This window comes from Pinisolibacter sp. DMC19, from assembly GCF_056313985.1.
Map to the genome: position 1 here is coordinate 27,284 of NZ_JBQUZF010000001.1, position 25,248 is coordinate 52,531.

General features: G+C 69.0%; 25 protein-coding genes and 2 tRNA genes. 22 read left to right on the top strand and 5 right to left on the bottom strand.

The features are described 5' to 3' along the window. Positions 1–35: 35 nt before the first annotated feature. The 3 genes from ACT53U_RS00135 to ACT53U_RS00145 all read left to right on the top strand — a co-directional run bounded on the left by ACT53U_RS00135 (position 36) and on the right by ACT53U_RS00145 (position 4,357). Complete coding sequence (locus tag ACT53U_RS00135) at positions 36–2,732, top strand: nitrate- and nitrite sensing domain-containing protein (RefSeq protein WP_476151737.1); 2,697 nt, start codon at positions 36–38, stop codon at positions 2,730–2,732. Continuing rightward, complete coding sequence (locus ACT53U_RS00140) at positions 2,711–3,400, top strand: Crp/Fnr family transcriptional regulator (protein WP_476151739.1); 690 nt, start codon at positions 2,711–2,713, stop codon at positions 3,398–3,400. The genes ACT53U_RS00135 and ACT53U_RS00140 overlap by 22 nt, the downstream gene beginning before the upstream one ends. A 324-nt stretch (positions 3,401–3,724) precedes the next feature. Continuing rightward, positions 3,725–4,357, top strand: coding sequence for a CAP domain-containing protein (locus ACT53U_RS00145; protein WP_476151741.1), 633 nt, complete (start codon positions 3,725–3,727; stop codon positions 4,355–4,357). Positions 4,358–4,428: 71 nt separating this feature from the next. Here ACT53U_RS00145 and ACT53U_RS00150 read toward each other — a convergent pair whose 3' ends face one another. After that, positions 4,429–6,033, bottom strand: coding sequence for a DEAD/DEAH box helicase (locus tag ACT53U_RS00150; protein ID WP_476151742.1), 1,605 nt, complete (start codon positions 6,031–6,033; stop codon positions 4,429–4,431). A 417-nt stretch (positions 6,034–6,450) separates the two neighbouring features. Here ACT53U_RS00150 and ACT53U_RS00155 point away from each other — a divergent pair, with 417 nt between their 5' ends. Then, positions 6,451–7,566, top strand: a complete 1,116-nt coding sequence (locus ACT53U_RS00155) for a pyridoxal phosphate-dependent aminotransferase (protein WP_476151744.1) — start codon at positions 6,451–6,453, stop codon at positions 7,564–7,566. Positions 7,567–7,585: 19 nt separating this feature from the next. Here the strand turns inward: ACT53U_RS00155 and ACT53U_RS00160 are convergent, their stop codons facing one another. Next, positions 7,586–8,215: a hypothetical protein gene (locus tag ACT53U_RS00160; protein ID WP_476151746.1), complete on the bottom strand. Its 630-nt coding sequence runs from the start codon at positions 8,213–8,215 to the stop codon at positions 7,586–7,588. Between the two features lie 203 nt (positions 8,216–8,418). Here ACT53U_RS00160 and ACT53U_RS00165 point away from each other — a divergent pair, with 203 nt between their 5' ends. The 9 genes from ACT53U_RS00165 to ACT53U_RS00205 all read left to right on the top strand — a co-directional run bounded on the left by ACT53U_RS00165 (position 8,419) and on the right by ACT53U_RS00205 (position 17,891). After that, positions 8,419–9,375: a hypothetical protein gene (locus ACT53U_RS00165; protein ID WP_476151748.1), complete on the top strand. Its 957-nt coding sequence runs from the start codon at positions 8,419–8,421 to the stop codon at positions 9,373–9,375. 168 nt (positions 9,376–9,543) lie between these two features. Continuing rightward, positions 9,544–9,966 (top strand): nucleoside-diphosphate kinase, encoded by a 423-nt coding sequence (gene ndk, locus ACT53U_RS00170; RefSeq protein ID WP_476151750.1) that lies wholly within the window; start codon positions 9,544–9,546, stop codon positions 9,964–9,966. Between the two features lie 550 nt (positions 9,967–10,516). Further along, positions 10,517–12,100: a lipoate--protein ligase family protein gene (locus ACT53U_RS00175; RefSeq protein ID WP_476151752.1), complete on the top strand. Its 1,584-nt coding sequence runs from the start codon at positions 10,517–10,519 to the stop codon at positions 12,098–12,100. A gap of 9 nt (positions 12,101–12,109) precedes the next feature. Beyond that, complete coding sequence (locus ACT53U_RS00180; RefSeq protein ID WP_476151753.1) at positions 12,110–12,388, top strand: CPCC family cysteine-rich protein; 279 nt, start codon at positions 12,110–12,112, stop codon at positions 12,386–12,388. Positions 12,389–12,775: 387 nt separating this feature from the next. Continuing rightward, the gene (gene proS / locus ACT53U_RS00185; protein WP_476151755.1) at positions 12,776–14,098 is read left to right on the top strand and encodes a proline--tRNA ligase; all 1,323 of its coding nucleotides are present in this window, start codon (positions 12,776–12,778) and stop codon (positions 14,096–14,098) included. 20 nt (positions 14,099–14,118) lie between these two features. Beyond that, positions 14,119–15,405, top strand: a complete 1,287-nt coding sequence (locus tag ACT53U_RS00190; protein ID WP_476151756.1) for a lipoprotein-releasing ABC transporter permease subunit — start codon at positions 14,119–14,121, stop codon at positions 15,403–15,405. Continuing rightward, positions 15,405–16,127, top strand: a complete 723-nt coding sequence (locus ACT53U_RS00195) for an ABC transporter ATP-binding protein (protein ID WP_476151758.1) — start codon at positions 15,405–15,407, stop codon at positions 16,125–16,127. The genes ACT53U_RS00190 and ACT53U_RS00195 overlap by 1 nt, the downstream gene beginning before the upstream one ends. 102 nt (positions 16,128–16,229) lie before the next feature. Continuing rightward, entirely contained in the window at positions 16,230–17,162 is a 933-nt protein-coding gene (locus ACT53U_RS00200; RefSeq protein ID WP_476151760.1) for a DUF2167 domain-containing protein, read from the top strand. Positions 17,163–17,171: 9 nt separating this feature from the next. Then, positions 17,172–17,891: a site-2 protease family protein gene (locus tag ACT53U_RS00205; RefSeq protein WP_476151762.1), complete on the top strand. Its 720-nt coding sequence runs from the start codon at positions 17,172–17,174 to the stop codon at positions 17,889–17,891. 7 nt (positions 17,892–17,898) lie between these two features. Here the strand turns inward: ACT53U_RS00205 and ACT53U_RS00210 are convergent, their stop codons facing one another. Then, entirely contained in the window at positions 17,899–18,357 is a 459-nt protein-coding gene (locus tag ACT53U_RS00210) for a VOC family protein (protein ID WP_476151763.1), read from the bottom strand. Positions 18,358–18,390: 33 nt separating this feature from the next. On the opposite strand from ACT53U_RS00210, the gene ACT53U_RS00215 reads away from it, so the two are divergent. The 9 genes from ACT53U_RS00215 (at position 18,391) to ACT53U_RS00255 (ending at position 23,503) form a co-directional block, all read left to right on the top strand. Next, positions 18,391–19,152, top strand: a complete 762-nt coding sequence (locus ACT53U_RS00215; protein WP_476151764.1) for an SIR2 family NAD-dependent protein deacylase — start codon at positions 18,391–18,393, stop codon at positions 19,150–19,152. A 196-nt stretch (positions 19,153–19,348) separates the two neighbouring features. After that, complete coding sequence (locus ACT53U_RS00220; protein ID WP_476151766.1) at positions 19,349–19,978, top strand: cold-shock protein; 630 nt, start codon at positions 19,349–19,351, stop codon at positions 19,976–19,978. A gap of 43 nt (positions 19,979–20,021) precedes the next feature. Next, positions 20,022–20,573, top strand: coding sequence for a DUF192 domain-containing protein (locus ACT53U_RS00225; protein ID WP_476151767.1), 552 nt, complete (start codon positions 20,022–20,024; stop codon positions 20,571–20,573). A 122-nt stretch (positions 20,574–20,695) separates the two neighbouring features. Then, positions 20,696–20,772 (top strand) — tRNA-Pro (locus tag ACT53U_RS00230). Positions 20,773–20,862: 90 nt separating this feature from the next. Then, the gene (locus ACT53U_RS00235) at positions 20,863–21,168 is read left to right on the top strand and encodes an ETC complex I subunit (protein WP_476151768.1); all 306 of its coding nucleotides are present in this window, start codon (positions 20,863–20,865) and stop codon (positions 21,166–21,168) included. Between the two features lie 101 nt (positions 21,169–21,269). Further along, a tRNA-Arg gene (locus tag ACT53U_RS00240) sits at positions 21,270–21,345 on the top strand. An 88-nt stretch (positions 21,346–21,433) separates the two neighbouring features. Next, entirely contained in the window at positions 21,434–21,688 is a 255-nt protein-coding gene (locus tag ACT53U_RS00245) for a type II toxin-antitoxin system RelE family toxin (RefSeq protein WP_476151770.1), read from the top strand. Between the two features lie 10 nt (positions 21,689–21,698). Further along, positions 21,699–22,082 (top strand): helix-turn-helix domain-containing protein, encoded by a 384-nt coding sequence (locus ACT53U_RS00250; RefSeq protein ID WP_476151771.1) that lies wholly within the window; start codon positions 21,699–21,701, stop codon positions 22,080–22,082. A gap of 158 nt (positions 22,083–22,240) precedes the next feature. Next, positions 22,241–23,503 (top strand): MFS transporter, encoded by a 1,263-nt coding sequence (locus ACT53U_RS00255; RefSeq protein WP_476151773.1) that lies wholly within the window; start codon positions 22,241–22,243, stop codon positions 23,501–23,503. Between the two features lie 88 nt (positions 23,504–23,591). On the opposite strand, the gene pstB is transcribed toward ACT53U_RS00255, so the two are convergent. Further along, on the bottom strand, positions 23,592–24,386 hold the full coding sequence (pstB, locus tag ACT53U_RS00260; protein WP_476151775.1) for a phosphate ABC transporter ATP-binding protein PstB: 795 nt from the start codon (positions 24,384–24,386) through the stop codon (positions 23,592–23,594). A gap of 17 nt (positions 24,387–24,403) precedes the next feature. Then, on the bottom strand, positions 24,404–25,246 hold the full coding sequence (pstA, locus tag ACT53U_RS00265; protein WP_476151777.1) for a phosphate ABC transporter permease PstA: 843 nt from the start codon (positions 25,244–25,246) through the stop codon (positions 24,404–24,406). Positions 25,247–25,248 lie beyond the last annotated feature (2 nt).

Genomic DNA, 25,248 nt, shown 5'->3' on the forward strand with positions numbered 1-25,248 from the left:
GTGAAGGTGCCATGCCGTCGTCCGCGACGAGGACCATGATGGGAACGATCGAGCGGGATCACGCCGATCTGCTCGACCTTCTCGACAAGATCGAGACTGCCCATGCCCGTGGGCAGCGCCGCACCGTCGCGCGCCTGCTGCGCAGCCTGCTCGCGGCCTTCGATCGCCACTTCGAATCCGAGACCCACGTCCTGCGTGCCACCGGCTGCACCGATCTCGATCGGCGGCATTCCGAGTTCATCACCTCGCGCTCCTGGCTGGTGTCGCATCCGCTCGACCTGCGCGACGCCGAACAGATGGGCCGCATCGTCGCCTTCGTCCGCGCCTGGGTCTACGACCACGTCGGCCGGCAGGACGCCGAGTTCGGCGACCGTTCGGCGCGTGACGGCGCGCGCCCCTTCGGATCGCGCATCCGCCTCGACTTCCTGCCGCTGCGCTGGCGGCTGATGCTGATCGGCGTGATCCCGTTGATCGTCGTGCTCGGTCTCACCTCGATCTTCGTCACGCGCTCGGTCGAGGAGTTCCGCGCCGCCGATCTGCTGGCGACCGTGGTCGAGATCGACGCCCGCATCGGCGATCTGGTCTACGAGCTGCAGGAGGAGGGCAATCAGGCGGTGATGATCGTCGGCTCGCCGCGTCGCGAGCGCGCCGTGCTCAACGACCAGCTGGCCAAGACCGACGTGGCGATCGCCCGCTTCGTCGACGCCTCGACGCGGATCCGCGCCGAGGTCGCCGACCGCGCCGTGCTCGACGCGCTCGACAACGCCGCCGCCTCGCTCGCCCTGCTGCCGCGTTCGCGTTCCGACGCCCAGACCGGCAGCTACGACGTCTATTCCACCATCGAGTACTACGAGACCATCGTCGCCGACCTGATGGAGATCGTCCCGGCGGCGACCCGCCGCCTCGACCCCTCGGCGGTCGCCCGTCAGGTGAGTTCCTGGGTCTTTATGACCAAGGCGCGCGAGCGCGCCGGCGCCGAGCGGATGCTCGGAACCTCGCTGCTCGCCGGCGTCAAGATCAACGTCCTGTCGCACGACCCGAAGTTCGTCGCACAGCTGGCGACCGAGCAGGAGACGCTCACCCGCACCTTCGTCATGCTGTCGGACGGCCGCATCAACGATCTCTTCGCCGCCGCCGCGACCGTCTCGCCGATGCTCGAGCACATGCGCCGCGGCTTCGAGGAGGCTCCGGCCGATCGGCCTTCGGCGGGCGACTGGTCGGACACCTCCGGCCTGCGCCTGCAACGCATGTGGGCGGTCGAGAAGAAACTGGTCGGCGAGATCGAGCGGCAGACCGAGGAGATCGCCCGTGCGGCGCGTCGCCACGGGGTGGCGATGGGCGGTGGCATCCTCGGCATCGTCGCGCTGTCGCTCGGCCTGATCGTCGTCCTCGGCTGGAGCGTCATCCCGCCGATGCACCGGCTCGGCACGGCGCTGCGCCAGCTCGCCGACGGCAAGCGCCTCGTGCCGCTCGCCGACGCGCGCGGTCAGGACGAGATCGCCGGCCTCGCCCGCGACGTCGCCGCCCTGCGCGATCGACTGATCCAGGGCGACCTGCTCGAGGCGCGCCGCGGCACCGAGACCGCCGATCGCCTGCGCACGACGCTCGACAGCCTGCCCGGCATCGTCTTCCGCGTCGCCCAGGTCGAGGGTGGCCCGGCCCGCGTCGTCGCGGTGTCGCGCAAGCTGCACGAACTCGTCGGCTTGAAGGACGGCGACGTCCTCGACCGCAGCGTCGGCAAGGTGCTGCGTGCCTGCATCGCGCCGGAAGACCGGCTGGTGCTGCTGCATCTGCTGCGCCGCATGGGCGGCGGCTCGCTCGACTTCGAATGCCGCATTCGCCGGGCCGAAGGCCGCCCGCCGGCCTGGGTGCGCATCCTCGCCTCGGCGGTCGAGACCGGCAACGGCCGGCTGTGGGACGGCGTCGCCCTCGACGTCACCGCCGCCAAACAGGCCGAGATGGAGCGCCGCCACCTGCAGGACGAGCTCGACCGGCTGCACCTGACCCAGGCGACCAGCCGTCTCGCCTCCGGCCTCGGCAGCGAACTCTCCCATCTCTGGGAGCCGCTGCGTCGCAACACCGAGAAGATCCTGCGCGAGACGCCGAGCGGCACCGAGACCTGGCGCGCCGCCCGCGAGGCGCACGAGGTGGCGCTGCGCATCCAGCGGCTGGCCGAACAGCTCGAACTGGCGCTCGATCCCGATCGCCCGATCCAGCCGGTCGACGTCGTCGCCCGCCTCGCCGCCGCCTTCGCCGAACACGGGCCGAAGTCGCCCGCCGGCATCCTGGTCGAGACCCGTTTCGACGGGCTCGAGGCGCGGGTCGCGAGCGATCCGGAGGCGGTCGACCAGATGATCGCCAACCTGATCGGCTATCTCGCCGAGACGGTCGGCACCGAGCCCGGCGTGGTCGGGCTCTCGACCGAGGTCTGCGAGACCAAGGGACGTCATCATCTGCGCATCGCCATCCGCGACGACCGCACCACCCAGGCACCGCGCACCCTGTCGAAGGTTCTCCGCTTCCAGACCAGCCGGGTCGGCGACGAGCGCGGCGAGGAACTCTCGCTCGCCATCGTCCGACTGGTGGTCGACGGCGCCCGCGGCTGGATCCAGTCGCGCGTCGATTCCTCGAGCGGCAGCACGCTTGAGATCTACCTCCCCGTGGTCGCCGAACGCGCGGCCAACGTCATCCCGCTCGAGAGACCCACACGATGGTTGAAACGCGATCGCTGAAGACCGCGGCTCCGGCCGGCAGCTCCGAAACCCTGCTCGAGATCGTCCACCGCCTCTTCCCGCAGGAATGCGCGGCGACGACCCGCTTCCGGGCGCGCTCCTACGTCTTCCATCAGGGGACGCCGGTGGCGACCGTCCATCTGGCGCTGAGCGGCACGTTGGTTCTCGAGCGCATCGACGAATGTGGCCGGGTGGCGATGTTTGGCACCCATCAGGTCGGTGGCCTGCTCGACTGGCAGGACCTGCTCGGCGGCCGCATCCACCGCTCGAGCTGTCAGTCGGTCGGCCCGTCGGAGCTGATCACCATCCCGGCCGAGCGCTTCCAGACCGCGCTGCACGAGAACGAGGAACTGCTGCTCGAGCTGATGCGGCTCGCCGCCGAACAGGCGACCACCTACGAGGATCACATCTTCCATCTCTCGACCCTCGACGTGCCGCAGCGCCTCTATCACACGTTGCTGACGCTGGCCGAGAGCTCGGACGCCGACGACGCGATGATCGAGGTGAAGACGCCGCTGATGAAGCGCGACATCGCCGCGCTGATCGGCACCACGCCCGAGACCCTGTCGCGCGGCCTGCGGCGCCTCTCCAAGCTGAAGGTCGTCGAGTTCACCAAGAACAAGACCTTCCGCATCTTCCCCGGCCGCAGCGACGACCTCTTCGAGTGAGGGACGGGTGACCTCGAGCCGTCGGGCGCGAAGCAGAGGCCCTTCATCCTGAGGTGCCCGGCCATCGGCCGGGCCTCGAAGGGCGAAGGGCCGAGTGGCACGGCCCGTCGTGGCTTCGCCCTTCGAGGCCCTCCCTTCGGTCGGGCACCTCAGGGTGAAGCCGAACGGAAGGCCGAGGATCGGGCAGCGTCGTCTCGGCATGGGTCCGGGCGATCCCGCCCGCTCGCGGCATCGTGTTTCCGCCATGCGGTCGCCCGTCTGGCCATCGTCTCGCCGCGCGCGTATGGCAGGCGGGCTCGGATGATGCCCCGGAGACGATTCCCCATGCTGCCCCCGTCCAGGACCCTCGCCGATCCGGCGCGTCGCGCCTTCGTCGTCGGTCTCGCGGCCCTGCCGCTCGCCGCCTGCGCCCGCGGCCCCGTCCACGTCGAGGAGATCGACGACGTCGGCTACGTGCCGGTCGACCCGCAGAAGGCGATGCGCCTGATCAACGAATACCGCGCCGCCAACGGCGTCGCGCCGCTGGCGCTCGACGGCGAACTGACGCGTCTGGCGCGCGAATATGCCGGCCACCTCGCCGAGGCGGGCCGCATGACGCACGAGCTGGAGCCGTGGGGCGGGCTCGAAAAGCGCTTGAAGAGCGGCGGTTATGCCTATGAGACCGCGGGTGAAAACCTCGGTCAGGGTTATCGCACCATCGAGCAGACCATCGCCGGCTGGAAGAAGTCGCCGCCGCACGATCGCGGCCTCAAGGACGCCGACATGACGCGGATGGGCATCGCCTCGGTCGAGAACCCGAGGAAGCGCGGCGACGTCTACTGGTGCCTGATGTTCGCCCGTCCCCGCCGCGATCCGATGAGCGCCACGCCGACCCCCTCCGGCCACCGCTGGGGGCCCGAACCTACGGCGACGCTCTTCAGGATGCCGGTCTCGGTGCCCTTCGTCTCGGGCCGCTGAGGCGGGCGACGACAAGCAAATGAAAAGGCCCCGGATCGCTCCGGGGCCTTTCGTGTTTCTGGCGCTGCCGATCAGGCGTCGCGACGCGGCGGGCGACCGCTGCGGCCGCGCGGACGATCGGCGTTTGCGTCGAAGCGACGACCGCCCTCGGCCTTGCGATTGTCGGGGCGGGCACCGTCGCGCGGCTTGTCGCCGTGGGCGGGCTTGGCCGGGCCGCGACGGGCGTCGCCGCGCGGGGCCTGGGGTGCCGCGGCCTCGACCCGACGGGCGAGATCGGCCGGACCGTCGACGCGCGGGCGATTGCCGGTGCGCTGTTCGGTACGGGCGCCGTCGCGCGGCGCGGTCTCGGCACGCGGGCCGCGGCCGCCCTGCGGACGGGCCGCCTTGGCCGGACCGTTGCGATCACGCTCGCCGCCACCCGCATGGGGGGCGCCGCCGCGACGACCGTCGCGCGGACGGCCGGCGTGGTGATGCTCGCGACGCGGCTGCAGGATCTCGTCGTCCTCGCGGCGGTTCTCGGCCGCGAGTTGGATGCCGCGCTCCTTGATGCCGGTCGGCAGGTGCAGCTTCGGCACCGGTGCGCGGATCAGACGCTCGATCGAGGTCAGATAGGCGCGTTCGTCGGGCGCGCAGAAGGAGACGGCCGAGCCCTCGGCGCCGGCGCGCGCGGTGCGGCCGATGCGGTGGACGTAGCTCTCCGGGATGTTCGGCAGGTCGAAGTTGACGACGTGGGAGACGCCGTCGATGTCGATGCCGCGCGCCGCGATGTCGGTGGCGACCAGCACGCCGATCTCGCCGTCACGGAAGGCGGCCAGCGCCCGCTCGCGCTGCGGCTGGCTCTTGTTGCCGTGGATGGCGGCGGCGACGATGCCGGCGCGATCGAGGTGCTTCACCACGCGGTCGGCACCGTGCTTGGTGCGGGTGAAGACGATGACGCGGTCGAAGTTCGGCTGCACCAGGAGGTGCTCGAGCAGCGCCTGCTTCGACTTGACGTCGCAGAAGTAGACCGACTGCTCGACGCGCTCGGCGGTCGTGGCGACCGGCGCGACCGAGACCTTGACCGGCTCCTTGAGCCAGCCTTCGGCGAGGCTCGCGATCTGCTTCGGCATGGTGGCCGAGAACAGCAGCGTCTGACGCTTGGCCGGCACCAGCTTGGCGATGCGCTTCAGCGCGTGGACGAAGCCGAGGTCGAGCATCTGGTCGGCCTCGTCGAGGACGAGGTATTCGACGCGGTCGAGGCGGCACGAGCCGCGATCGACGAGGTCGAGCAGACGGCCGGGAGTGGCGACGAGGACGTCGACGCCGCGGAAGATGGCGCGTTCCTGCTTGCCGATCGAGACGCCGCCGAAGACGACCTCGACGGTGAGCGGCGCGGTGCCGGCATAGGTGCGGAAGCTCTCGGCGATCTGCGAGGCGAGCTCACGGGTGGGCGCCAGGATCAGCGAACGGGCCGAATGCGGGCCGGGGCGGCGATGATCGGCCATCAGCCGATGGATCAGCGGCAGCGCGAAGGCGGCGGTCTTGCCGGTGCCCGTCTGGGCGATGCCGAGCAGGTCGCGGCCTTCCATGAGATGGGGAATCGCCTGCGCCTGGATCGGCGTGGGCGTCGTGTATTCGGCCTTGGCCAGCGCCTGGAGGATGGGGGCGGCGAGGCCGAAATCGGTGAATTGGGTCAAGTGGTGAGCCTTCGTATGCAACAGTCCCCGGAGCCGGCCGATGTCGGCGGGCTCGCGTGACGGGATCGAATGACGATCCCCGCGTGAGATGGGGGCTGTCGGGGAAAAGCGATCGAGCGGCTCGAGAGAGAACGCCAGCCGCGCATGTTTCGGGCCTTCGGGGCCGCGCGCGGGCGTTCTTCACGCTTCTGTCGAACCTCCGCGATGCATCCCTGTGGACGGCCGCGGCGTCGCTGGACCCGTCAATGCACGAAGTTCGTGTCGGGATCAAGGCAATTCGCCGCAGGGCAGGCGGCAACCCGTTGTACGAGGTCGGCGAGGGCAGGGCACGGCACCCCCGCGTCGCAAACGCTCGACATCCCCCCCGCCGTCTCGGTAGATGAGACGACGAACCGCGCAAACGCCCCAGGACCGCCCATGCCCCCCCGTTTCACCCCGCTGATGGCCTCGCTCCCCTCCACGGTGCCCTTCGTCGGTGCCGAGACGATCGAACGCCGCCGCGGCCGGCCCTTCCTTGCTCGCATCGGCGCCAACGAGAGCGTCTTCGGCCCGTCTCCCAAGGCACTCGCGGCGATGGCGGCGGCCGGACCGACGAGCTGGCTCTACGGCGATCCCGAGCTCTTCGAGATGAAGGCGGCGCTCGCCGCCCATCACGGCGTGCGGCCCGACAACATCGTCGTCGGCGAGGGCATCGACGGCCTGCTGGGTCTCGTGGTGCGCCTCTTCGTCGAGAAGGACACGCCGGTCGTGACCTCCTTCGGCGGCTACCCGACCTTCGACTATCACGTCGCCGGCCACGGCGGCCGCTTCGTGCGGGTGCCTTACGTCGACGATCGCGAGAACCTCGAGGGGCTGGTCGAGGCGACGATCCGCGAGGCCGCACCGCTTCTCTATTTCGCCAATCCCGACAACCCGATGGCCTCGTGGTGGTCGGCCGGCGACGTCGAGGCGGCGATCGCCCGTCTGCCCGCGGACAGCCTGATGATCCTCGACGAGGCCTATGGCGAGTTCGCCCCCGAAGGCGTGTTGCCGAAAGTCGATCCCGACGATCCGCGCGTGCTGCGCTTCCGTACCTTCTCCAAGGCCCACGGGCTGGCCGGCATGCGGATCGCCTATGGTATCGGCGCGCCGGAGGTGACGCGCGCCTTCGACAAGATCCGCAACCACTTCGGCGTGTCGATCGTCGCCCAGGCCGGTGCGCTCGCAGCTCTCGCCGATCACGAATGGCTGGCTTCCGTGATCGAACGGGTGAACCGCTCCAAGGCGCGGATCGCCCAAATCGCCGCCGAGAACGGCCTCGTCGCGCTGCCCTCGGCGACCAATTTCGTGACGGTCGACTGCGGTCGCGACGTCGACTTCGCCAAGGCGGTGCTCGACGGGCTGATCGAGCGCGATCTCTTCGTGCGTAAGCCCTGGACGCCGCCGATGGACCGCTGCATCCGCATCTCCGCCGGCAACGACGCCGACCTCGACCTGCTCGCCGCCGCCCTGCCGGGTGCGCTCGCGGATGCGGCGAAGGCGGTCGGCGGCTGAGAGCGGAGGGGAGGGCGCCTCAGCGACGGCCGAGGCGGATCTTCCAGTGGGTGAGGCGCAGGCGCAGGTCGGCGACGATCGCCCGGACCCTTTCGGCGAGCGGGCTCGCCCGCACGGCGCGGACGAATACGGCGATCCGGGCGCGGGCGGCGGCGAGCATCGCCGCGGCCCGCTGCCAGGCCTCGGTGCGGCGCAGCCGGCCGAGCGACCAGTCGTAGAGTTTCATCACCCAGCCGTAGGCGACCGCGAACCACGGGATCGTCAGCAGCTTGTCGCGGGTGGCGTGGAACAGCCGCTCGACCAGTACGATCGAAGCGATGTGGGCGATCGCCAGCATGATCAGGCCGCTCTGGAACCGCCCGGTCGCCATCAGCCAAAGGCCGCCGAACTTGAAGGGTTCGAGCACCACGAAGGGCACGAGGAACAGCCCGAGCGTCGGATAGGGCGGCAGTCGATCGAGGAAGATCGCGAAGCGCCGGGTGATCTCCAGCCCGGCCGCCCACGCGACGATCGGCCGGAACGCCGCCAGCACGACGTCGTCGATCAGGAAGTAGATCGCGACGAACACCAGCGTCGGCAGACGCAGGACGCGGGCGAGAAGCGAGGGCTTCGCGGGTTTGTCCTGCGAACCGGGAACGTCGTCGGTCATGTCTCTGCCTTCCCCCAGGGTGACGAGCTTCCCCGATGTGGTCGTTCGGGTGCCGGCGTCAAGCCCCGATCGCGGTCGGGGCGCGTTTCGCCGCCTCTTGCCGCCGGGGCGTGGCGAGGCTACCACCGATCGAACGCCGCTCCGCGGCGATGGCGAGGCAGCCCGTCGAACCTTCCCCGGCGGGCCCCGAGGAGACCCGACACATGACCCTCATCCGCATCGGCGCGCTCGCCGGACTTCTCGCCGGCCTCGCGCTCGCCGCCCCGGCCTCTGCCGGTGAGCCGATCTCGGTCGACCTGCACAACAAGTCCTACGTGACCAAGTGCGCCGAGGAGGACAACGTCTACTACACGCTGACCTCGCCCAAGGTCGCCTCCTTCGTGGTCGAGGCGAAGACCCCTCCTTACGTCGACACCATCGTGCGCGACATCCGCGCGCCCGACTTCTCGGGCTGCAACTTCGGCCATTCCGGCGGGGCGGACGGCGCTTCGCACTACACGCCGCCGACCGCGACGCTGTGGGAGGACGACGAGTACATCCTCAAGGGCGTCGTCTATCCCGACTTCTGGCGCCCGACCGTGGTGCCGGTGACGATCGGCAAGCTGAAGCAGAACTTCCTCCATCTCGTCCAGCTGTGGCGCAAGACGCCGGCCGGACCGATCGAGTTCCTCGTCTTCTACCCGCAGGACGGCTACTGGCGCCTCAAGGCGCTGCCGCCCTTCCGCATGCGCGAGGTGACCTACGGCTCGTCCTTCCTGATCGGTCCGGTCGAGGAGAGCACGCGCCCCTTCGTCGCCTACAAGACCGTCGCCTTCGATCCGGCGAAGCTCGCCTTCACCCTCGAATTCGCCCGCGGCGGCAAGGCGGTCGTGACGCTGAAGGAGCTGACGGTGGGCAATGCCGCCGTCGAGGTGGCGCTCGACGGCGTCGACCTCTCGAGCCTGCCCTTCGCGGCGCTGCGCTCGATGTATGTCGCCCCCGGCAACGCCGATACCGCCCGGACGGTGGTGAGCGCCACGCCCGGCGCCGCGCCGATCCCGACCGTCGTCGTCGACTACAAGGACGGCCAGGCCGCCTCGGTCTCCTTCGACCGGCCGCAGCCCTCGACCCACAACACCTCGGCCCCCGACGTCGGCTTCCGCGACTTCCGCGATCGCTGAGCGGGCAGGGAGCGTCGCCGGCGCGCGCGAAAGCGTGCCTGCGGCGCTCGCGACGGCGCTTTCGCCGGCCCTTCGGCTTGGCGGATGCCGCTCGCGGTGCTAGAAGCCCCGCCAACGGCCGTTCCCGCGGTCGCTCCAACCCAATTTCCGACGAGAGGATGCCCCGAGATGGCGATCGAACGTACCTTTTCGATGATCAAGCCCGATGCGACCAAGCGCAACCTCACCGGCGCCATCGTCGCCCGCTTCGAGGAGGCCGGTCTGCGCGTCGTCGCCTCCAAGCGCCTGTGGCTCTCCAAGCGTCAGGCCGAAGCCTTCTACGCCGTCCACAAGGACCGTCCCTTCTTCGGCGAGCTGACCGAGTTCATGTCGTCGGGCCCGATCGTCGCGCAGATCCTGGAAGGCGAGGGTGCCGTCCTCAAGAACCGCGAAGTCATGGGCGCCACCAACCCGGCCAACGCCGCCGAGGGCACCATTCGCAAGGACTTCGCGCTGTCGATCGGCGAGAACTCGGTGCACGGCTCCGACGCTCCGGAGACCGCGGCCGAAGAGATCGCCTTCTTCTTCTCGGGTCTCGAGATCGTCGGCTGATCGGCCGATCCCGTTTGAACGAAGAGAGCCCCGTCTGGACCTCCGGGCGGGGCTCTCGCGTTTCGGATGGTCGGATCGTCCGCGCCCGTCGCTGCGGGGCGAAGCCCAAAATAAAAAAGCAAGGCACCTTGCGGGGCCTTGCTTCATTGGCAGTTGCGCGTGCTTCCCATTGATGCGCCCGTCACCCCCGAAGGCGACGGATGCCGGCAGCTCCGTGCGGGTTTTCCCGCTTCGGGCGCCCGGGGACATCCTCCCGAGACTTAGACCGCGTTTTCATCTTTCGGGGCTTCGAGCTGCCGTTCCGGTCTGTGCTCGCCCTCTTTTGATGTTGAGGACCTTAATCGGTCTAAATCGGTTTGTCATCTTTTCAGGCAGGTGCTGCCACATTTTTCGCCAATCGAAATATCACCGTAAAAACAATATATTGTGCGAGAAATTCAATGTTTCTCGGAACCAAATAGACGAAAGTCGTACGGGATAACCTCGCTATGGACGCGGCCGTCCGAGAGGGCGCAAGCTGGTCCCCGCGAACGAGGAGATCCGCAGGCGAATGACCGTTCGGGCGAGGGAAACAGGGCTGAACGCGCGGCTGGTGGTCGACGACCGTCCGGCGCGGATAGACGACGCCTTCGCCGCAGTCGCGGCGTCGGTCGATTCGTCCGCGGTACCGATTCTCCGCCTCTTCCGTCCCGAGCCCGCCGTGTCGGTCGGGCGCGAACAGGCGGTCGCCCGCGAGGTGCGGCTCTCCTGGTGTCGCGAGCGCGGCATCGCCGTCACGCGGCGGCCGACCGGCGGCGGCGCCCTGTGGCACGACGCCGGCCAATGGGTGGCGCTTCTCGCCTGCGACGCCGGCCTGCTCGGCGCCGACCCGGCCGAGCGGCTGGCGAAGGGCGGGGCGATCGTCGCCGACGCGCTCGCCCGCCTCGGTGTCGAGGCGGTGTTCGTGGCGCCCAACGACCTCGTGGTGCCGGGCGGCGCCAAGATCGCCTCGGTTTTCCTCGCGGGCGACACGACCCGCGCCGTGCTCTTTGCCACGTTGCTCGCCGACTTCGACGTCGCTTCGGCGCTGTCGGCCCTGTTGGTGCCGACCGAGAAGCTGACGCTGACCGGCCTCGAACACGCCCGCGAGCGGGTGGCGACGCTGGCCGATCGGCTCGGCGCCGTGCCCGCCGACGCGGTCGTCGTCGAAGCGCTGACACAGGCCTTCGCCGCCGGTCTCGGCCTTGCCGCCGCCGGCTGGCAGCGCGCGACGCCGCTCGCCGCGGCCGATCCGAGCCCGGCGCCGATTCCCGACACCGCCCCCTGGGACGCCGTGCCGCGCGACGGCTGGGAGACGATCGAGCGCACCGCCCGTGCGACGCTGCGCCTGCGGCTCGACCGCGACACGGAGGGCCGCATCGATGACCTGCGGCTGGCGACCGACGCCGCCTGGGTGCCGGTCGACCTCGGCCCCCGCATCGCCGTGGCGGGCGAAGGGCGGACCGTCGCCGATCTGCCCGCGGCGATCGCATCCGCCCTGCGCGACGACGACGTCTTCGTCGGCTTCACGTCCGCCGACCTCGTCCGCCTCGCCGCCCGCGCAGTCGAGAAGGGCCGTATCGCCGAAGCCGTCGGTCTGGGATCCGCCGCGACCTGCCGGCTGATGCTGGCAGGGCCGGGGAATGACGCCCGCGACACCCTGCATCGGGCGAGCGTCGTACTCGTACCCTATTGCGCCAAACCGGCGTGGTGCGCGCTGCGGCCGACGCCCGACTGCATCGACTGCGGCCATTGCACCGTCGGCGACGCCTATCGCATGGCGCGCGACCGCGGCCTCGAGGTCACGACCATCCTCGACTTCGAGCATCTCTCCGACACGCTCGCGGCGATGAAGGCACAGGGCGTCACCGCCTATGTCGGCATGTGCTGCTCCGACTTCTTCGTGAAGCGCCACGTCGCCTTCCGCGAGGCGGGGATGGACGCGGTGCTGATGGATGTGATGGGGGCGACCTGTTACGACCTCGCCGAGGAGCATCTCGCCTATCGCGGAGCCTTCAAGGCCGAAGCGGCGCTCGATCTCGACACGCTCGAAAAGGTGATGGGAGAAGTTCCGGGTTGTCGGACTGCGTTGACGAGATCGATGGACGGCGCATAACCTGTGGTCATGATCTTTCGCAACATCGTCGAGCCATTCCTTCGGGAACCGACTTATCGGTGCCCCTGCTGCGGTTGCCGGACACTGCACGAACGGGGCGGCGATGAGATTTGCCCCGTATGTTGCTGGGAGGATGACGGGCAGGACGACCACGATGCCGACGAGGTTCGCGGCGGTCCCAATGCCTCTCTGTCTCTCACCCAGGCGCGGCACCATTTCAGGGAATGCGGTGCTTCATCTCCGGCTCGTCTTTCAACGGCTCGACCACCGACCGCGGAAGAGCGTTGAGACCTGTCGTCGAGTTTTCTTGTCCACGATTTGGCGATGGTCGTGGAGAAGAAGCGGATGAGTCTTTCAGCAGCCTCGATGTATCGGGTGGCGAGGTGGCCCGTCGAGTCCGCATGCAAGCGGGTTTGATATCGCCATAGGTCGTCGGCGGCGGGTTATGGGGCTTTCGGCACGGGCCTGGCGCGATGTCGACGGCTGCGGGGATGCCGGTGCCGTCGGAATATTTCCGAATGCCCGCGACCATACACAGGGCTTGCCCGCCCTTGTGTTTTTCGTGCGTCTCGTCCACCAAGGGCCGACGAGATCTTCTTTTCGCCGGGATTCTCGTGGCAGGTCGATCGATACGCCGCCCGCGATTCCCGAGCCTTCGACGAGGCCCCGATCCCCATGCGTCTGTCGCGTTACTTCCTGCCCATCCTCAAGGAAACCCCTGCCGAGGCGGAGATCGTCTCCCATCGGCTGATGCTGCGTGCCGGCATGATCCGCCAGCAGTCGGCCGGCATCTACACCTGGCTGCCGCTCGGTCTGCGGGTCCTCGACAAGATCGCCGACATCGTCCGCGAGGAGCAGAACCGCTCCGGCGCCGTCGAGCTGCTGATGCCGACCATCCAGTCGGCCCAGCTCTGGCGCGACAGCGGCCGCTACGACGACTACGGCCAGGAGATGCTGCGCATCACCGATCGCCTCGATCGCGAGATGCTCTATGGGCCCACGGCGGAAGAGGTCGTCACCGACGTGTTCCGCTCCTACGTGCGGTCCTACAAGGACCTGCCGCTGAACCTCTACAACATCCAGTGGAAGTTCCGCGACGAGCGCCGCCCGCGCTTCGGCGTGATGCGCGGCCGCGAGTTCCTGATGAAGGACGCCTATTCCTTCGACGTCGATCAGGATCGGGCGCGCGAAGCCTACTACCGCATGTTCGTCGCCTACCTGCGCACCTATTCGCGCCTCGGCCTCACCGCGATCCCGATGCAGGCGGACAGCGGCCCGATCGGCGGCGACATGAGCCACGAGTTCATCATTCTGGCCTCGACCGGCGAAAGCCAAGTCTTCTGCCACAAGGACGTGCTCGACCTGCCGATCCCGGCCGAGGACACCGACTTCCGCGGCGATCTGAAGCCGATCGTCGACGAGTGGACCCGCCTCTACGCCGCGACCGAAGAGAAGCACGACGAAGCCGCCTTCGCCGCCATTCCTGCCGACAAGCAGGTCTCGGCGCGCGGCATCGAGGTCGGCCACATCTTCTACTTCGGCACCAAGTATTCCGAACCGATGGGCGCCAAGGTGGCCGGTCCCGACGGCGTCGAGCGCCCGGTCCACATGGGCTCCTACGGCGTCGGCGTGTCGCGTCTGGTCGGCGCCATCATCGAGGCGAGCCACGACGATGCCGGCATCGTCTGGCCGGACGCGGTGGCGCCCTTCGACGTCGTGCTGATCAACATGAAGCCGGGCGACGCCACCTGCGATGCCGCCGCGGCCGAGATCTACGCCAAGCTCGGCGCCGCCGGGCGTGACGTGCTCTACGACGACACCGACACCCGCGCCGGCGCCAAGTTCGCCACCGCCGATCTGATCGGCGTGCCGTGGCAGCTGATCGCCGGGCCGAAGTCGCTGGCCGAAGGCAAGGTCGAGCTGAAGCGCCGCAAGACCGGCGAACGCGAGGTCCTGCCGATCGCCGAGGCGCTGGCGCGCCTGGGCGCCAAGGCGTGACGAGAGGACGAGCGGAAGGCATGGCCAAGGCGAGTGAACTCGACGAACCGACCGGGACCGCGCCCTTCGCCGGTTTCGAATGGATGATCGCCTGGCGCTATCTCAGGTCGCGCCGGCGTGAGACCTTCATTTCGGTCATCGCCGCCTTCTCCTTCCTCGGCATCATGCTGGGGGTGGCGACGCTGATCACCGTCATGGCGGTGATGAACGGCTTCCGCACCGAACTGGTCGGCAAGTTCCTCGGTCTCAACGGCCACATGCTGGTCCAGGCGACGGCCTCGCAGTTCACCGACTACGAGGACGTCTCCAAGCGCATCTCCGGCGTCAAGGGCGTGAAGTTCGCCTTCCCCTTCATCGAGGGTCAGGCGCTCGGCTCGGGCCCCGCCGGCGCGGTCGGCGTGCTGGTGCGCGGCCTCGAGCGCAAGGACGTCGACAAGATCGAGCTCGTCTCCAAGAACGTGAAGCTCGGCAGCCTCGACGACTTCGAGGCCGGCAAGGGTCTCGCGATCGGCACCCGTCTCGCCCAGAACCTCGGTCTCGGCATCGGCGACCCGATCACCATCGTGAGCCCCCGCGGCAACGTCACCCCGATGGGCGTGACGCCGCGGGTCAAGGCCTATCCGGTGGTGGCGATCTTCTCGGTCGGCCAGTCGGAGTTCGACGCGAGCTTCGTCTTCATGCCCTTCTCCGAGGCGCAGGGCTATTTCAACCTCGATGGCCGGGCGAGTGCGATCGAGATCTTCACCGACGACCCCGACAAGGTCGGCGAGATGCGCCGTCCGGTCGAGGAGGCCGCCCAGCGCTCGGTCTACGTCACCGATTGGCGCCATCGCAACGTCACGTTCTTCGCCTCGCTCGAGATGGAGCGGAACGTGATGTTCATCATCCTGACGCTGATCGTTCTGGTGGCGGCGCTCAACATCGTCTCCGGCATGACCATGCTGGTGAAGGACAAGGCCCGCGACGTGGCGATCCTGCGGACGATGGGCGCCACATCCGGCTCGATCATGCGGGTGTTCTTCATCACCGGCGCGACGATCGGCACGATCGGCACCATGGCCGGCTTCCTGCTCGGCCTCTTCCTCTGCCGCCACATCGAGGAGGTGAGGGAAGGGCTGTCGTGGATCCTCGGCACCCAGCTCTATCCGCCGGAGATCTACTTCCTGGCCAAGATGAAGGCCGACATGAAGATCGCCGAGACCGTCGCCGTGGTGGTGATGGCGCTGGTTCTGTCGCTGCTGGCCACCATCTTCCCGGCGCGCAAGGCCGCCAAGCTCGATCCGGTCGAAGCCCTGAGGTACGAATGATGGCGATCGATCTCGACGACCAGAAGGCCGCGGCGGGGCTCGTCGAAGAGCCCGTCCTGCGGCTCGCCCGGGTGGAGCGCCGCTATTCCGAGGGCGACCGCTTCCTCGAGGTGCTGAAGAGCGCCGATCTGGAGATCCGTGCCGGCGAGATCGTCGCGCTGGTCGCCCCGTCGGGCGCCGGCAAGTCGACGCTGCTGCACCTGGCGGGCCTGCTCGAGAGCCCGGACGGCGGCGAGGTCTACCTCGGCGGCGTGGCGACCGGCACGCTCAACGACGCCGAACGCACTCGTATGCGTCGGCTCGAGATCGGCTTCGTCTATCAGTTCCACCACCTGCTGCCCGAGTTCACCGCGCTCGAGAACGTCATGCTGCCGCAGATGATCCGCGGCCTCGGCAAGAAGGAAGCGACCAAGCGTGCCGAGCAGCTGCTCGCCTACATGCGGCTCGAGGAGCGGGTGCATCACCTGCCGGCCGAGCTGTCGGGCGGCGAACAGCAGCGCGTGGCGATCGCCCGCGCCGTCGCCAACGTGCCGCGTCTGTTGCTCGCCGACGAACCGACCGGCAATCTCGATCCGAAGACGGCGCACTACGTCTTCGACGCGCTGCAGGCGCTGGTGCGGTCCTCGGGTCTGGCGGCGCTGATCGCCACCCACAACATGGACATCGCCGGCCGCATGGACCGGCGCATCACGCTGGCCGACGGCAAGGTCGAGGAACTGTGAGGCGATGATCTCTGCGCGGTGAAGCCAGGGGTTGTCGTGCTCGCCTTCAGGCTGTAGTTTTTGCGCACCGCTCGCGGCTCCGGTCGCCCAAGGGGCTGCGCCATGAAGATATCCCGTATCGTCCTCGCCACTGCCGTCGTCCTCTGTCTGGGCGCCGCGCCTCGTGCGCGCGCCCAGAGCGCGCCGGCGGCTCCGCGGGCTGCCGCCGCGACGTCGCAGGAGGCCCGCGAGAAAGAGCGTGAGGCCGCCATCGCGGCCGCCATCGGCGCTTCGGTCGGTGACACCGTGCAACCGCTCGCCGGCGTCGCCCGCCTGCGTCTCGAAGGGGCGCTGCGCTTCGTTCCGCTGGCCGAGGGGCGGCGGCTCATGCTCGCGAACGGAAACCTCGTCGGGCCGAACTTCCTCGGCCTCGCCATCGACATGCGCGGTGGCTGGATGGCGGTCGTTACCCACACGGAAGACGGCCATGTCGGCGACGAGGAGGCCCGCGACTGGAAGGCCGACGCGTTGATGCAGTCGCTGCTCTCGGGCGCCATCGCCGCCAACGTCGAGCGTGCGCAACGGGGGTTCTCGCCGGTCGAGGTGGTCGGATGGGTGAAGCCGCCGACCTACGACGCCGTCGGCCATCGTCTGGTGTGGGCTGCGACCGGCAGATCGCGCGAAAGCGACGGGTCGATCAACGACTCGGTCAACTACAACACCTTCGTGCTCGGCCGCACCGGCTATGTCTCGCTCAACCTGCTGGCCGGCGCCGGGGATGTCGAACGGCACGTCGCCGAGGCGTCCGACCTGGTCTCGCGCGTCTCCTTCGTCGAGGGGCAGCGCTACGAGGATTTCCAGCCATCGACGGACAAGGTCGCAGCCTACGGCATCGCAGCGCTGGTCGGCGGCGTCGCGGCCAAGAAGCTCGGGCTGCTCGCGGTCTTCGGCGTCATGGCGCTGAAGTTCGGCAAGCTCGGCCTGGTCGCGATCGCCGCGGCCGGTTTCGGGCTCCTGCGGCTGGTGCGGCGCCTGTTCGGCCGCCCCACGGCCTGATCGACCGACATGAAGGCGTTGCTCCTCCTCCTGCTCGGCCCGTTGAAGCTCGGCAAGCTGGGCGTGACCGCGCTCTCCATGCTGATTTCCTTCGGCGTCTACGGCCAGATGTGGGGATGGCGCTTCGCGGCGGGCTTCCTGGGACTGCTGCTCGTCCACGAACTCGGTCACTGGGCGGCTGCCCGCCGTCACGGGCTCGACGTCGGCCTCCCGACCTTCGTGCCCTTCGTCGGTGCGTGGATCGAGCTGAAGGATCGCATCCTCGACCCTCGCGTCGAGGCGGAGGTCGCCATCGCCGGTCCGCTGGTCGGGACGCTGGTGACGGTCGCGGTCTACTTTCTCGCCCGTCAGGACGGTGACCGCCTCCTGCTCGCCGTCTCGTGGTCGGGGCTGGTGCTCAATCTCTTCAACCTGCTGCCGCTCGCGCCGCTCGACGGCGGTCGGGTGACGCAGATTCTGACGCCGCGCATCTGGCTCCTCGGCGCGCCGCTCGCGCTCGCCTGCCTCCTGTGGCGGCCGAGCCCCATGCTGCTGCTGGTGCTGATCCTGGCGATCCCCAGTCTCGTCGCCGCTTGGCACTACGACCCCGAGGCGCCGGAGAACGCCGCGCGGCGTGCGCTCCCCGTCGCCGAGAGGGCCGAATATGTCGCCCTCTATCTCGGGTTGACCGGCTTTCTTGCCGTCATGGCTTTCGATGTCCACGAACTGCTCGCCGGCCGGGTCCCGTGAGACGTCGTCACCACACCCCGGTGTTCGGCATCGATGCCCACGGCTCGGCCGGGGTGAGGCGTTCGCCCTTCTGCAGGAACTCCACCGAGATCAGGTCGGGCGAGCGCACGAAGGCCATGTTGCCGTCGCGCGGCGGCCGGTTGATCGTCACGCCGCCCGCCATCAGTCGGGCACAAGTGGCATATATGTCGTCCACCTCGAAGGCGACGTGGCCGAAGTTGCGGGCGGTTCCGTAATCTTCGTCGTCCCAGTTCCAAGTGAGTTCCAGCGTCGGTGCCTCGCGCCGGCCGCGTGCGACGTCGGCGCCGACGGAATCGATGTCGCGGGGCGCGGCGAGATAGACCAGCGTGAAGCGGCCCTGCGGATAGTCGTCGCGGCGGACCACCTCGAGGCCGACGAGATCGCGCCAGAAGCGCAGGCTCTCGTCGAGATTGCGGACACGGACCATGGTGTGCAGATATCGCATCGGGGACCTCGTGAAGGGTCGGGAGAGAGTGACATGACGAGGATCGTCGAGGACGATCGGGAGGGCGCCGCCCTCCTCGCCGAACTGGTGGACGCCGCCGACACCGTGGTGGTCTTCACCGGCGCCGGCATCTCGACCGAATCGGGCATTCCCGATTTTCGCGGGCCGAACGGTCTGTGGAAGAAGATCGAGCCGATCTGGTTCGACGATTTCGTCTCCTCGGAAACGGCGCGCCTGAAGGACTGGCGTCGGCGCTTCGCCTTTCGCGACCAGATCGCGAGCGTCGAGCCCAACGTCGCCCACCGGGCGATCGCGCGGCTGGTCGGGTCGGGCAAGGTCAACGCCGTCGTCACGCAGAACATCGACGGTCTCCACGCGCGCGCCGGTGTGCCCGAAGATAGACTGATCGAGATCCACGGCAACGCCACCTTCGCGACATGCCTGGACTGCGGCGAGCGCCAGGAACTCGACGCCGCCGAGGCGACGATCGCGGCGACCGGCGCGAGCCCGCGCTGCGCCTGCGGCGGCCTGATCAAGGCCGCCGTGATCTCCTTCGGTCAGGCCATGCCGACCCGCGAGATGGAACGCGCCGAGGAGGCGATCCACGAGGCCGATCTCTTCCTGGCGGTCGGCTCCTCGCTGACCGTCCAGCCGGCGGCATCCCTGCCGATGATCGCCAAGTATCACGGTGCCCGGCTGGTGATCGTCAACGGCGAGGCGACGCCGCTCGACCACATCGCCCATGCGGTGTTGCGGGGCTCTATCGGCGCGGTCTTTTCCGGTCTCGGCGGCTGATCGGCCCACAGATCCGTGCACGACGGCGGAAAGCCGGTGGCCGTGCCCACGGCCGATGGTATCCTCCGCGTCAGAGGGATTCGAGGAAGCGATTCGAACGCAATCGGGCAACGTTCGCGCGCATCGGGACGGTCCCCACGTGAAGTCGTGTGAGCTTCGTTCCGGGCGGTCGGGACGGACGCAGGGAGTGAGGCCGATGGGAGCCAAGACCGAATTCGACGCCCGTCTCGAACACGACACCCATCTCGAGGCCGGGTCCCATCTCGATCACGGCTCGCGGCTCGAACACGACGTCTCCGACGATGCCGTCGACGTCATCGAGGTGGTCGGCACCATCAAGTGGTTCGACATCGCCAAGGGCTACGGCTTCATCGTCCCCGAGAACGGCATGCCGGACATCCTGCTGCACGTCACCTGCCTGCGCCGCGACGGCTACCAGACCGCCTACGAGGGCGCCCGTGTCGTCTGCGAGGTGCTGAACCGTCCGCGCGGCCTGCAGGCCCTGCGCATCAAGCACATGGACGAGACGACGGCGATCCACCCGGCCCAGATGCCGCCGCCGCGCACCCACGTCCAGATCGTCCCGACCTCGCCGCTGGAGAAGGCGGTCGTGAAGTGGTTCAACCGCGTCAAGGGCTTCGGCTTCGTGACGCGCGGCGACGGCACGCCCGACATCTTCGTCCACATGGAAGTGCTGCGCCGCTACGGCCTCGCCGAGCTGCGTCCGGGCCAGGAGGTCTGGGTGCGCTGGGGCGACGGCCCCAAGGGCCTGATGGCCGCCGAGGTCCGTCCCGACGGCATCGCCGGCGCCCCCGCGTCGCACTGAGCCGGGGATGCGTCCGCTTTCCTCCTGTCGGGAGCCGCGCGTCTTGTCGTTCGTCCGCGATCTTCTCCGCCCGTCGTTCGCCGGCATCGCCGCGTCGCGACGCGGCGCCTTCGCCCCGACGGCGGCGGCATGGCTGCTCGCCCTCGTCTGCCTCGTCGCCGTGGCATGGCCGGCGCGCGCGCTGGCGCCGATTCCGCCCGAGACCGAGCTGGTGCTCGTCGTCGCCGGTGCCGGCGGCGTTCGGACCGAGACGAAGTTCGAGGTCGAGGTGGTCGACACCGACGAGACCCGCTCCAAGGGGCTGATGTTCCGCAAGTCGATGCCCGACGACCACGGCATGCTCTTCGACTTCCGCCGCGAGGAGCCGGTCTACTTCTGGATGAAGAACACCTACATCCCGCTCGACATGATCTTCATCGCCGCCGACGGCCGCATCGTCTCGATCGCGCACGACACGACACCGCTGTCGGAGGCGACGGTTTCCTCGCGCGGCGCGGTGCGTTACGTGCTCGAGGTCAATGCCGGGACGGCGCGGCGGCTGCACCTTTCGGCGGGCGACACGGTCCGCCACGCGCGGATCATGCTCGGTCGATGAAGGTCGTATCCGCGAGACGCTTGCCCACCCTCGCCGGGGCGTGTATTGCGGACGCGAGAGCGAAGTTCGGCGCCGCGAGGTGCCGGCGGAGCGGTTTCGCGGCGACGCGCGACCGGCGGACACGGGGTATAGCGCAGCCTGGTAGCGCGGAAGTTTTGGGTACTTCAGGTCGTCAGTTCGAATCTGACTACCCCGACCACCGGCTCCCGGTCGCGCGATCGGCAAGCCGCGACAGGCGATCGGACGGCTCGGCCGTCGGGAAACGAAGAGACTGAGGAGAGTGGACGACATGGTGGCGCGCATCTCTCGACCGGCGAAGACGGCCATGCAGTCCGGTCAGGCCAAGACCAAGCGTTGGATGCTCGACTGGGAGCCGGAGACGGCCAAGTCGGCCGACCCGCTGATGGGCTGGACCTCGAGCTCGGACATGAAGGGCCAGATCCGCCTGTTCTTCGCCACGAAGGAAGAGGCGATCGCCTATGCCGAACGCAAGGGCCTCGAGTATCGGGTGATCGAGCCGCAGGAGCGGGCGCCCAAGACCGTCTCCTACTCGGACAACTTCAAATACGGCCGCATCGGCACCTGGACGCACTGAGCGCCGGTCGGCCGACGCCGGCGTCGACACGGGATCGCAGCCCGCGATCCCGTCGACACGCGAAGCGTGCCGTGACCATCGGCGGCAGAGCCCGCCATCGCGGCCCCGTAGCTCAGAGGATAGAGCGACAGCCTTCTAAGCTGTTGGTCGCAGGTTCGATTCCTGCCGGGGTCGCCACATTCCCGCGAGATCGAAACGGTCTCGCGCCTTCGCGTATCGCGAAGATTTCGATTTCTCATCTTTTGCAAAATGCTATAGTGTGGTCATGAAGCGGGTCACCTACAGCAAGGACGCGTTGCGCACGCTCCGGCGGATGCCGGCCAACGTCTCCGCGCTGATCCGCGCCAAGATCGAGCAATATGCCGTCGATCCGGCGTCGCTCGCCGCCAACGTCAAGGCGTTGAAGGGCGAGCCGGGCGTGTTCCGCCTGCGCGTCGGCGATTGGCGCGTGCTCTTCGGCGAGGACGGCGAGGTCGTCGCCATCGTCAGGATCGCTCCGCGAGGGGCCGCGTACGAATGAGGATCGATCGATGAACGCGCAGATCATCGTCACGCCCTCGGGCGAACGGCTCGCGGTTCTGGCCGAGGCCGACTATCTGGCGCTGCTGGAGGCCGCCGAAGACGCTGCCGATCGCGACGCGCTGCGCCGCTTCCGGGCCGCGCGCGAGGCCGGCGAGGAGGAGATGCTGCCCTCGGAACTGGTCGACCGCATCCTCGCCGGTGAATCGCCCGTCCGTGTCTGGCGCGAGCATCGCGGGTTGACCGCCCAGGCGCTCGCCGAGGCCGGCGGCATCGCCCAGTCCTATCTCTCGCAGATCGAGACGGGGAAGCGCTCCGGCACGCTCGACACCATGGCGAAGCTCGCCGGCGCCCTCGGCGTCCTCGTCGACGACCTGTTGCCGACCGGCGCCTGACGCACTGCACTGTACCCCCGTCACGTTCGCGCGAGCGCGACGCCACGCGGGGTTGCTCTGTCTTCCCCGATCGGCTATCGACCGCGCCCCGCATGCCGCACCGATCTCGGAGATCACGGCATCACCGTCGCGCCGCCGGGCGCGAGACGAGACCGCCGATGTCCGAGCCGACCACCACCCCGCCCGAGTCCGTCGCCGTGCTCGACCCCGCTGCGGCGAAGCGCGCGACCGCCTTCGCGCTCGCCGTGGTCTTCCTCGACTGCGTCGGCTTCGGCCTCGTGCTGCCGGTGCTGCCGCCGCTGATCGAGGAGGTCGGCGGCATCGGCCTCGACGACGCCGCGCGCGTCGGCGGCAGGATGTTCGCGCTCTTCAGTCTGGCGCAGTTCGTCTGCGCGCCGCTGGTCGGCGGGCTCTCGGATCGCTTCGGCCGTCGGCCGCTGCTGCTGCTCGCCGTCGCCGGCCTCGCGGTCGACTACGTCGTCCACGCGCTCGCCCCGTCGATCGGTTGGCTCTATGTCGGCCGCCTCTTCGCCGGTGTCTGCGGCTCGTCCTGGGTGATCGCCAATGCCTGTCTCGCCGACGCCAGCCGGCCGGAGGACCGCGCCCGAGCCTTCGGGCTGATGGCGGCGGCCTTCGGCCTCGGCTTCGTCCTCGGCCCGGCGATCGGCGGTCTGCTCGGCGCCTTCGGCACGCGCGTGCCCTTCTGGTGCGCGGCGGCGCTGGCGACGGCGAACTTCGTCTTCGGACTGATCGCGCTGCCCGAGACGCTGCCGGCCGACCGCCGCCGCACCTTCCGTTGGCGCGAGGCGAACCCCTTCGGCGCCTTCGTCGTCTTCCGTGCCCACGGCAGCGTGCTGCCGCTCGCCGGCGTGCTGACGCTCTACTTCTTCGCCACCTCGGTCTACGTCGCGATCTGGTCGTTCTGGGGCGTCGCCAAATACGGCTGGTCGGCGTCGACGACCGGCATCACGCTGGCCGTCTCCGGCGCCGCCATGGCGCTGATGCAGGGGATTGCCACCGGTCCCGCCGTCGCCCGCTTCGGCGAACGGCCGCTGGCGCTCGCCGGCCTCGCGGTCGGGGCGGCGTCGTGCTTCGCCTACGGGCTGGCGCCGACCACGGCGATCGTCCTGCCGATCCTCGTCATCCACGCGATCGAGGGCTTCGTCCATCCGATGCTGAGCGCGATGATGTCGCGGGCCGTGCCGGAGGACGCGCAGGGAGCGCTGCAGGGCGGGCTGTCGGCAGGCATGAACCTCGCCATGCTCGCCGGCACCATCGCCTTCACGCAGGTCTTCGGCTTTTTCCTCGCGCCGCATGCGCCGATCGTCAGCCCCGACGTCGCCTTCCACGTCGCCGGCGTGCTGATGGTGCTGGCGGTGCTGCTCTTCGTCTTCGTCACCCGGCCGACGCGGACGGCGTGACCTTCCGCCTCGCGCTCCCGAAGACGAGAAGACCCCCGCGAGCCGGTGCTCGCGGGGGTCTTCGGGATCTTCCGTCGCGGACCTGTCCTCAGCCGAAGCGGCCGGTGATGTAGTCCTGCGTGCGGGTATCCTGCGGATTGGTGAAGATGCGGTTGGTCTCGCCGAACTCGACGAGATTGCCGAGCAGGAAGAAGCCCGTCATGTCCGAGCAACGCGCAGCCTGCTGCATGTTGTGGGTGACGATGACGATGGTGAACTCATTCTTCAGCTCGTCGATCAGCTCTTCGATGCGCGCCGTCGAGATCGGGTCGAGGGCCGAGGTCGGCTCGTCGAGCAGGACGACCTCGGGCTTCACCGCGATGGTGCGGGCGATGCAGAGGCGCTGCTGCTGACCGCCGGAGAGGCCGGTCGCCGGGGTGTCGAGCCGGTCCTTGACCTCGTTCCAGATGGCGGCCTTCGACAGCGACCATTCGATCCGCTCGTCGAGGTCGGCGCGGCCGATGCTCTCGTTGAGGCGGATGCCGAAGGCGATGTTGTCGCGGATCGACATCGGGAAGGGCGTCGGCTTCTGGAAGACCATGCCGACCCGATTGCGCAGACGCACCGCCTGGACCTCGGGAGAGAGCACGTTCTCGCCGTCGAGCATCACCCGGCCGGTGGCGCGCTGGCCCGGATAGAGATCGTACATGCGGTTCAGCACGCGCAGCAGCGTGGACTTGCCGCAGCCCGACGGACCGATCATGGCGGTGACCCTGCGTTCGGGCACCTTCATGTCGATACCGTGCAGCGCACGGTTGTCGCCGTAGAAGAACTCGAGGTTCTCGATCGAGATCTTCGGTTCTCCCGCGGAGGCGGGGACGGAATCGCGCAGCGCTTCGGACATGGGGATCACTTCGATGTTCACGGGGAAGCCTTTCCGCGAGGAGCCAGCACGACCCGGGACAGGACGTTGAGGAAGAGGACGCCGATCGTGATCATCAGCGCGCCGGCCCAGGCGAGTGCCACCCATTCGTCGAAGGGGCTACCGGCATACTGATAGATCGTAACGGGCAGGCTGGCCATGGGCTGGGTCATGTCGAAGGACCAGCCGAGGTTGCCGAGCGAGGTGAAGAGCAGCGGCGCCGTCTCGCCGGCGGCACGCGCCACGGCGAGCAGGATGCCGGTGGCGATGCCCGGTCGCGCCGCCCGCCACAGGACGGAGGTGACGACCTGGGCCCGCGTCGCACCCAGCGCGAAGGCGGCCTCGCGCAGGGAACCGGGAACCAGCCGCAGCATGTCTTCGGTCGAACGCACCACCACCGGCAGGATCAGCACGGCGAGGGCGATCGACCCGGCGATGCCGGAGAAGCCGCCGAAGGGCTGGACCAGCAGCTGGTAGACGAAGAGGCCGACCAGGATCGACGGCGCCGACAGGAGCACGTCGTTGACGAAGCGGACGGCGTCGGCGAAGCGGCCGCGGCCGAGTTCGGCGAGCCACGTGCCGGCGAGCAGTCCGACCGGTGCGGCCAGCGCCAGGCCGATCGCCACCTGCACGATCGAGCCGACGATCGCGTTGGCGAGACCGCCGCCGCGACCCGGCGGCATGGTCGGCGTGGTGAAGACCGAGAACGACAGGGCCGTGGCGCCGCGATAGAACAGTGTCCACAGGATCCAGGCGAGCAACACGATCGCCAGGACGGCGAGGCCGGTGGCGACGAGGCGCCAGAACCGGTCGACGACGAGGCGGCGTTCGAGACGGGTCATGT

What these genes read in the sequence shown, in the direction of transcription:
- ACT53U_RS00245 (WP_476151770.1), top strand. Translation starts at nt 21,434, where the DNA reads ATGAAGCGGGTCACCTACAGCAAGGACGCGTTGCGCACGCTCCGGCGG.
- proS (WP_476151755.1), top strand. Translation starts at nt 12,776, where the DNA reads ATGCGTCTGTCGCGTTACTTCCTGCCCATCCTCAAGGAAACCCCTGCC.
- ACT53U_RS00175 (WP_476151752.1), top strand. Translation starts at nt 10,517, where the DNA reads ATGACCGTTCGGGCGAGGGAAACAGGGCTGAACGCGCGGCTGGTGGTC.
- ACT53U_RS00160 (WP_476151746.1), bottom strand. Translation starts at nt 8,215, where the DNA reads ATGACCGACGACGTTCCCGGTTCGCAGGACAAACCCGCGAAGCCCTCG.
- ACT53U_RS00215 (WP_476151764.1), top strand. Translation starts at nt 18,391, where the DNA reads ATGACGAGGATCGTCGAGGACGATCGGGAGGGCGCCGCCCTCCTCGCC.
- ACT53U_RS00250 (WP_476151771.1), top strand. Translation starts at nt 21,699, where the DNA reads ATGAACGCGCAGATCATCGTCACGCCCTCGGGCGAACGGCTCGCGGTT.
- ACT53U_RS00205 (WP_476151762.1), top strand. Translation starts at nt 17,172, where the DNA reads ATGAAGGCGTTGCTCCTCCTCCTGCTCGGCCCGTTGAAGCTCGGCAAG.
- ndk (WP_476151750.1), top strand. Translation starts at nt 9,544, where the DNA reads ATGGCGATCGAACGTACCTTTTCGATGATCAAGCCCGATGCGACCAAG.
- ACT53U_RS00235 (WP_476151768.1), top strand. Translation starts at nt 20,863, where the DNA reads ATGGTGGCGCGCATCTCTCGACCGGCGAAGACGGCCATGCAGTCCGGT.
- ACT53U_RS00135 (WP_476151737.1), top strand. Translation starts at nt 36, where the DNA reads ATGATGGGAACGATCGAGCGGGATCACGCCGATCTGCTCGACCTTCTC.
- pstB (WP_476151775.1), bottom strand. Translation starts at nt 24,386, where the DNA reads ATGTCCGAAGCGCTGCGCGATTCCGTCCCCGCCTCCGCGGGAGAACCG.
- ACT53U_RS00195 (WP_476151758.1), top strand. Translation starts at nt 15,405, where the DNA reads ATGGCGATCGATCTCGACGACCAGAAGGCCGCGGCGGGGCTCGTCGAA.
- ACT53U_RS00200 (WP_476151760.1), top strand. Translation starts at nt 16,230, where the DNA reads ATGAAGATATCCCGTATCGTCCTCGCCACTGCCGTCGTCCTCTGTCTG.
- ACT53U_RS00210 (WP_476151763.1), bottom strand. Translation starts at nt 18,357, where the DNA reads ATGCGATATCTGCACACCATGGTCCGTGTCCGCAATCTCGACGAGAGC.
- ACT53U_RS00180 (WP_476151753.1), top strand. Translation starts at nt 12,110, where the DNA reads ATGATCTTTCGCAACATCGTCGAGCCATTCCTTCGGGAACCGACTTAT.
- ACT53U_RS00155 (WP_476151744.1), top strand. Translation starts at nt 6,451, where the DNA reads ATGCCCCCCCGTTTCACCCCGCTGATGGCCTCGCTCCCCTCCACGGTG.
- pstA (WP_476151777.1), bottom strand. Translation starts at nt 25,246, where the DNA reads ATGACCCGTCTCGAACGCCGCCTCGTCGTCGACCGGTTCTGGCGCCTC.
- ACT53U_RS00255 (WP_476151773.1), top strand. Translation starts at nt 22,241, where the DNA reads ATGTCCGAGCCGACCACCACCCCGCCCGAGTCCGTCGCCGTGCTCGAC.
- ACT53U_RS00165 (WP_476151748.1), top strand. Translation starts at nt 8,419, where the DNA reads ATGACCCTCATCCGCATCGGCGCGCTCGCCGGACTTCTCGCCGGCCTC.
- ACT53U_RS00145 (WP_476151741.1), top strand. Translation starts at nt 3,725, where the DNA reads ATGCTGCCCCCGTCCAGGACCCTCGCCGATCCGGCGCGTCGCGCCTTC.
- ACT53U_RS00220 (WP_476151766.1), top strand. Translation starts at nt 19,349, where the DNA reads ATGGGAGCCAAGACCGAATTCGACGCCCGTCTCGAACACGACACCCAT.
- ACT53U_RS00140 (WP_476151739.1), top strand. Translation starts at nt 2,711, where the DNA reads ATGGTTGAAACGCGATCGCTGAAGACCGCGGCTCCGGCCGGCAGCTCC.
- ACT53U_RS00190 (WP_476151756.1), top strand. Translation starts at nt 14,119, where the DNA reads ATGGCCAAGGCGAGTGAACTCGACGAACCGACCGGGACCGCGCCCTTC.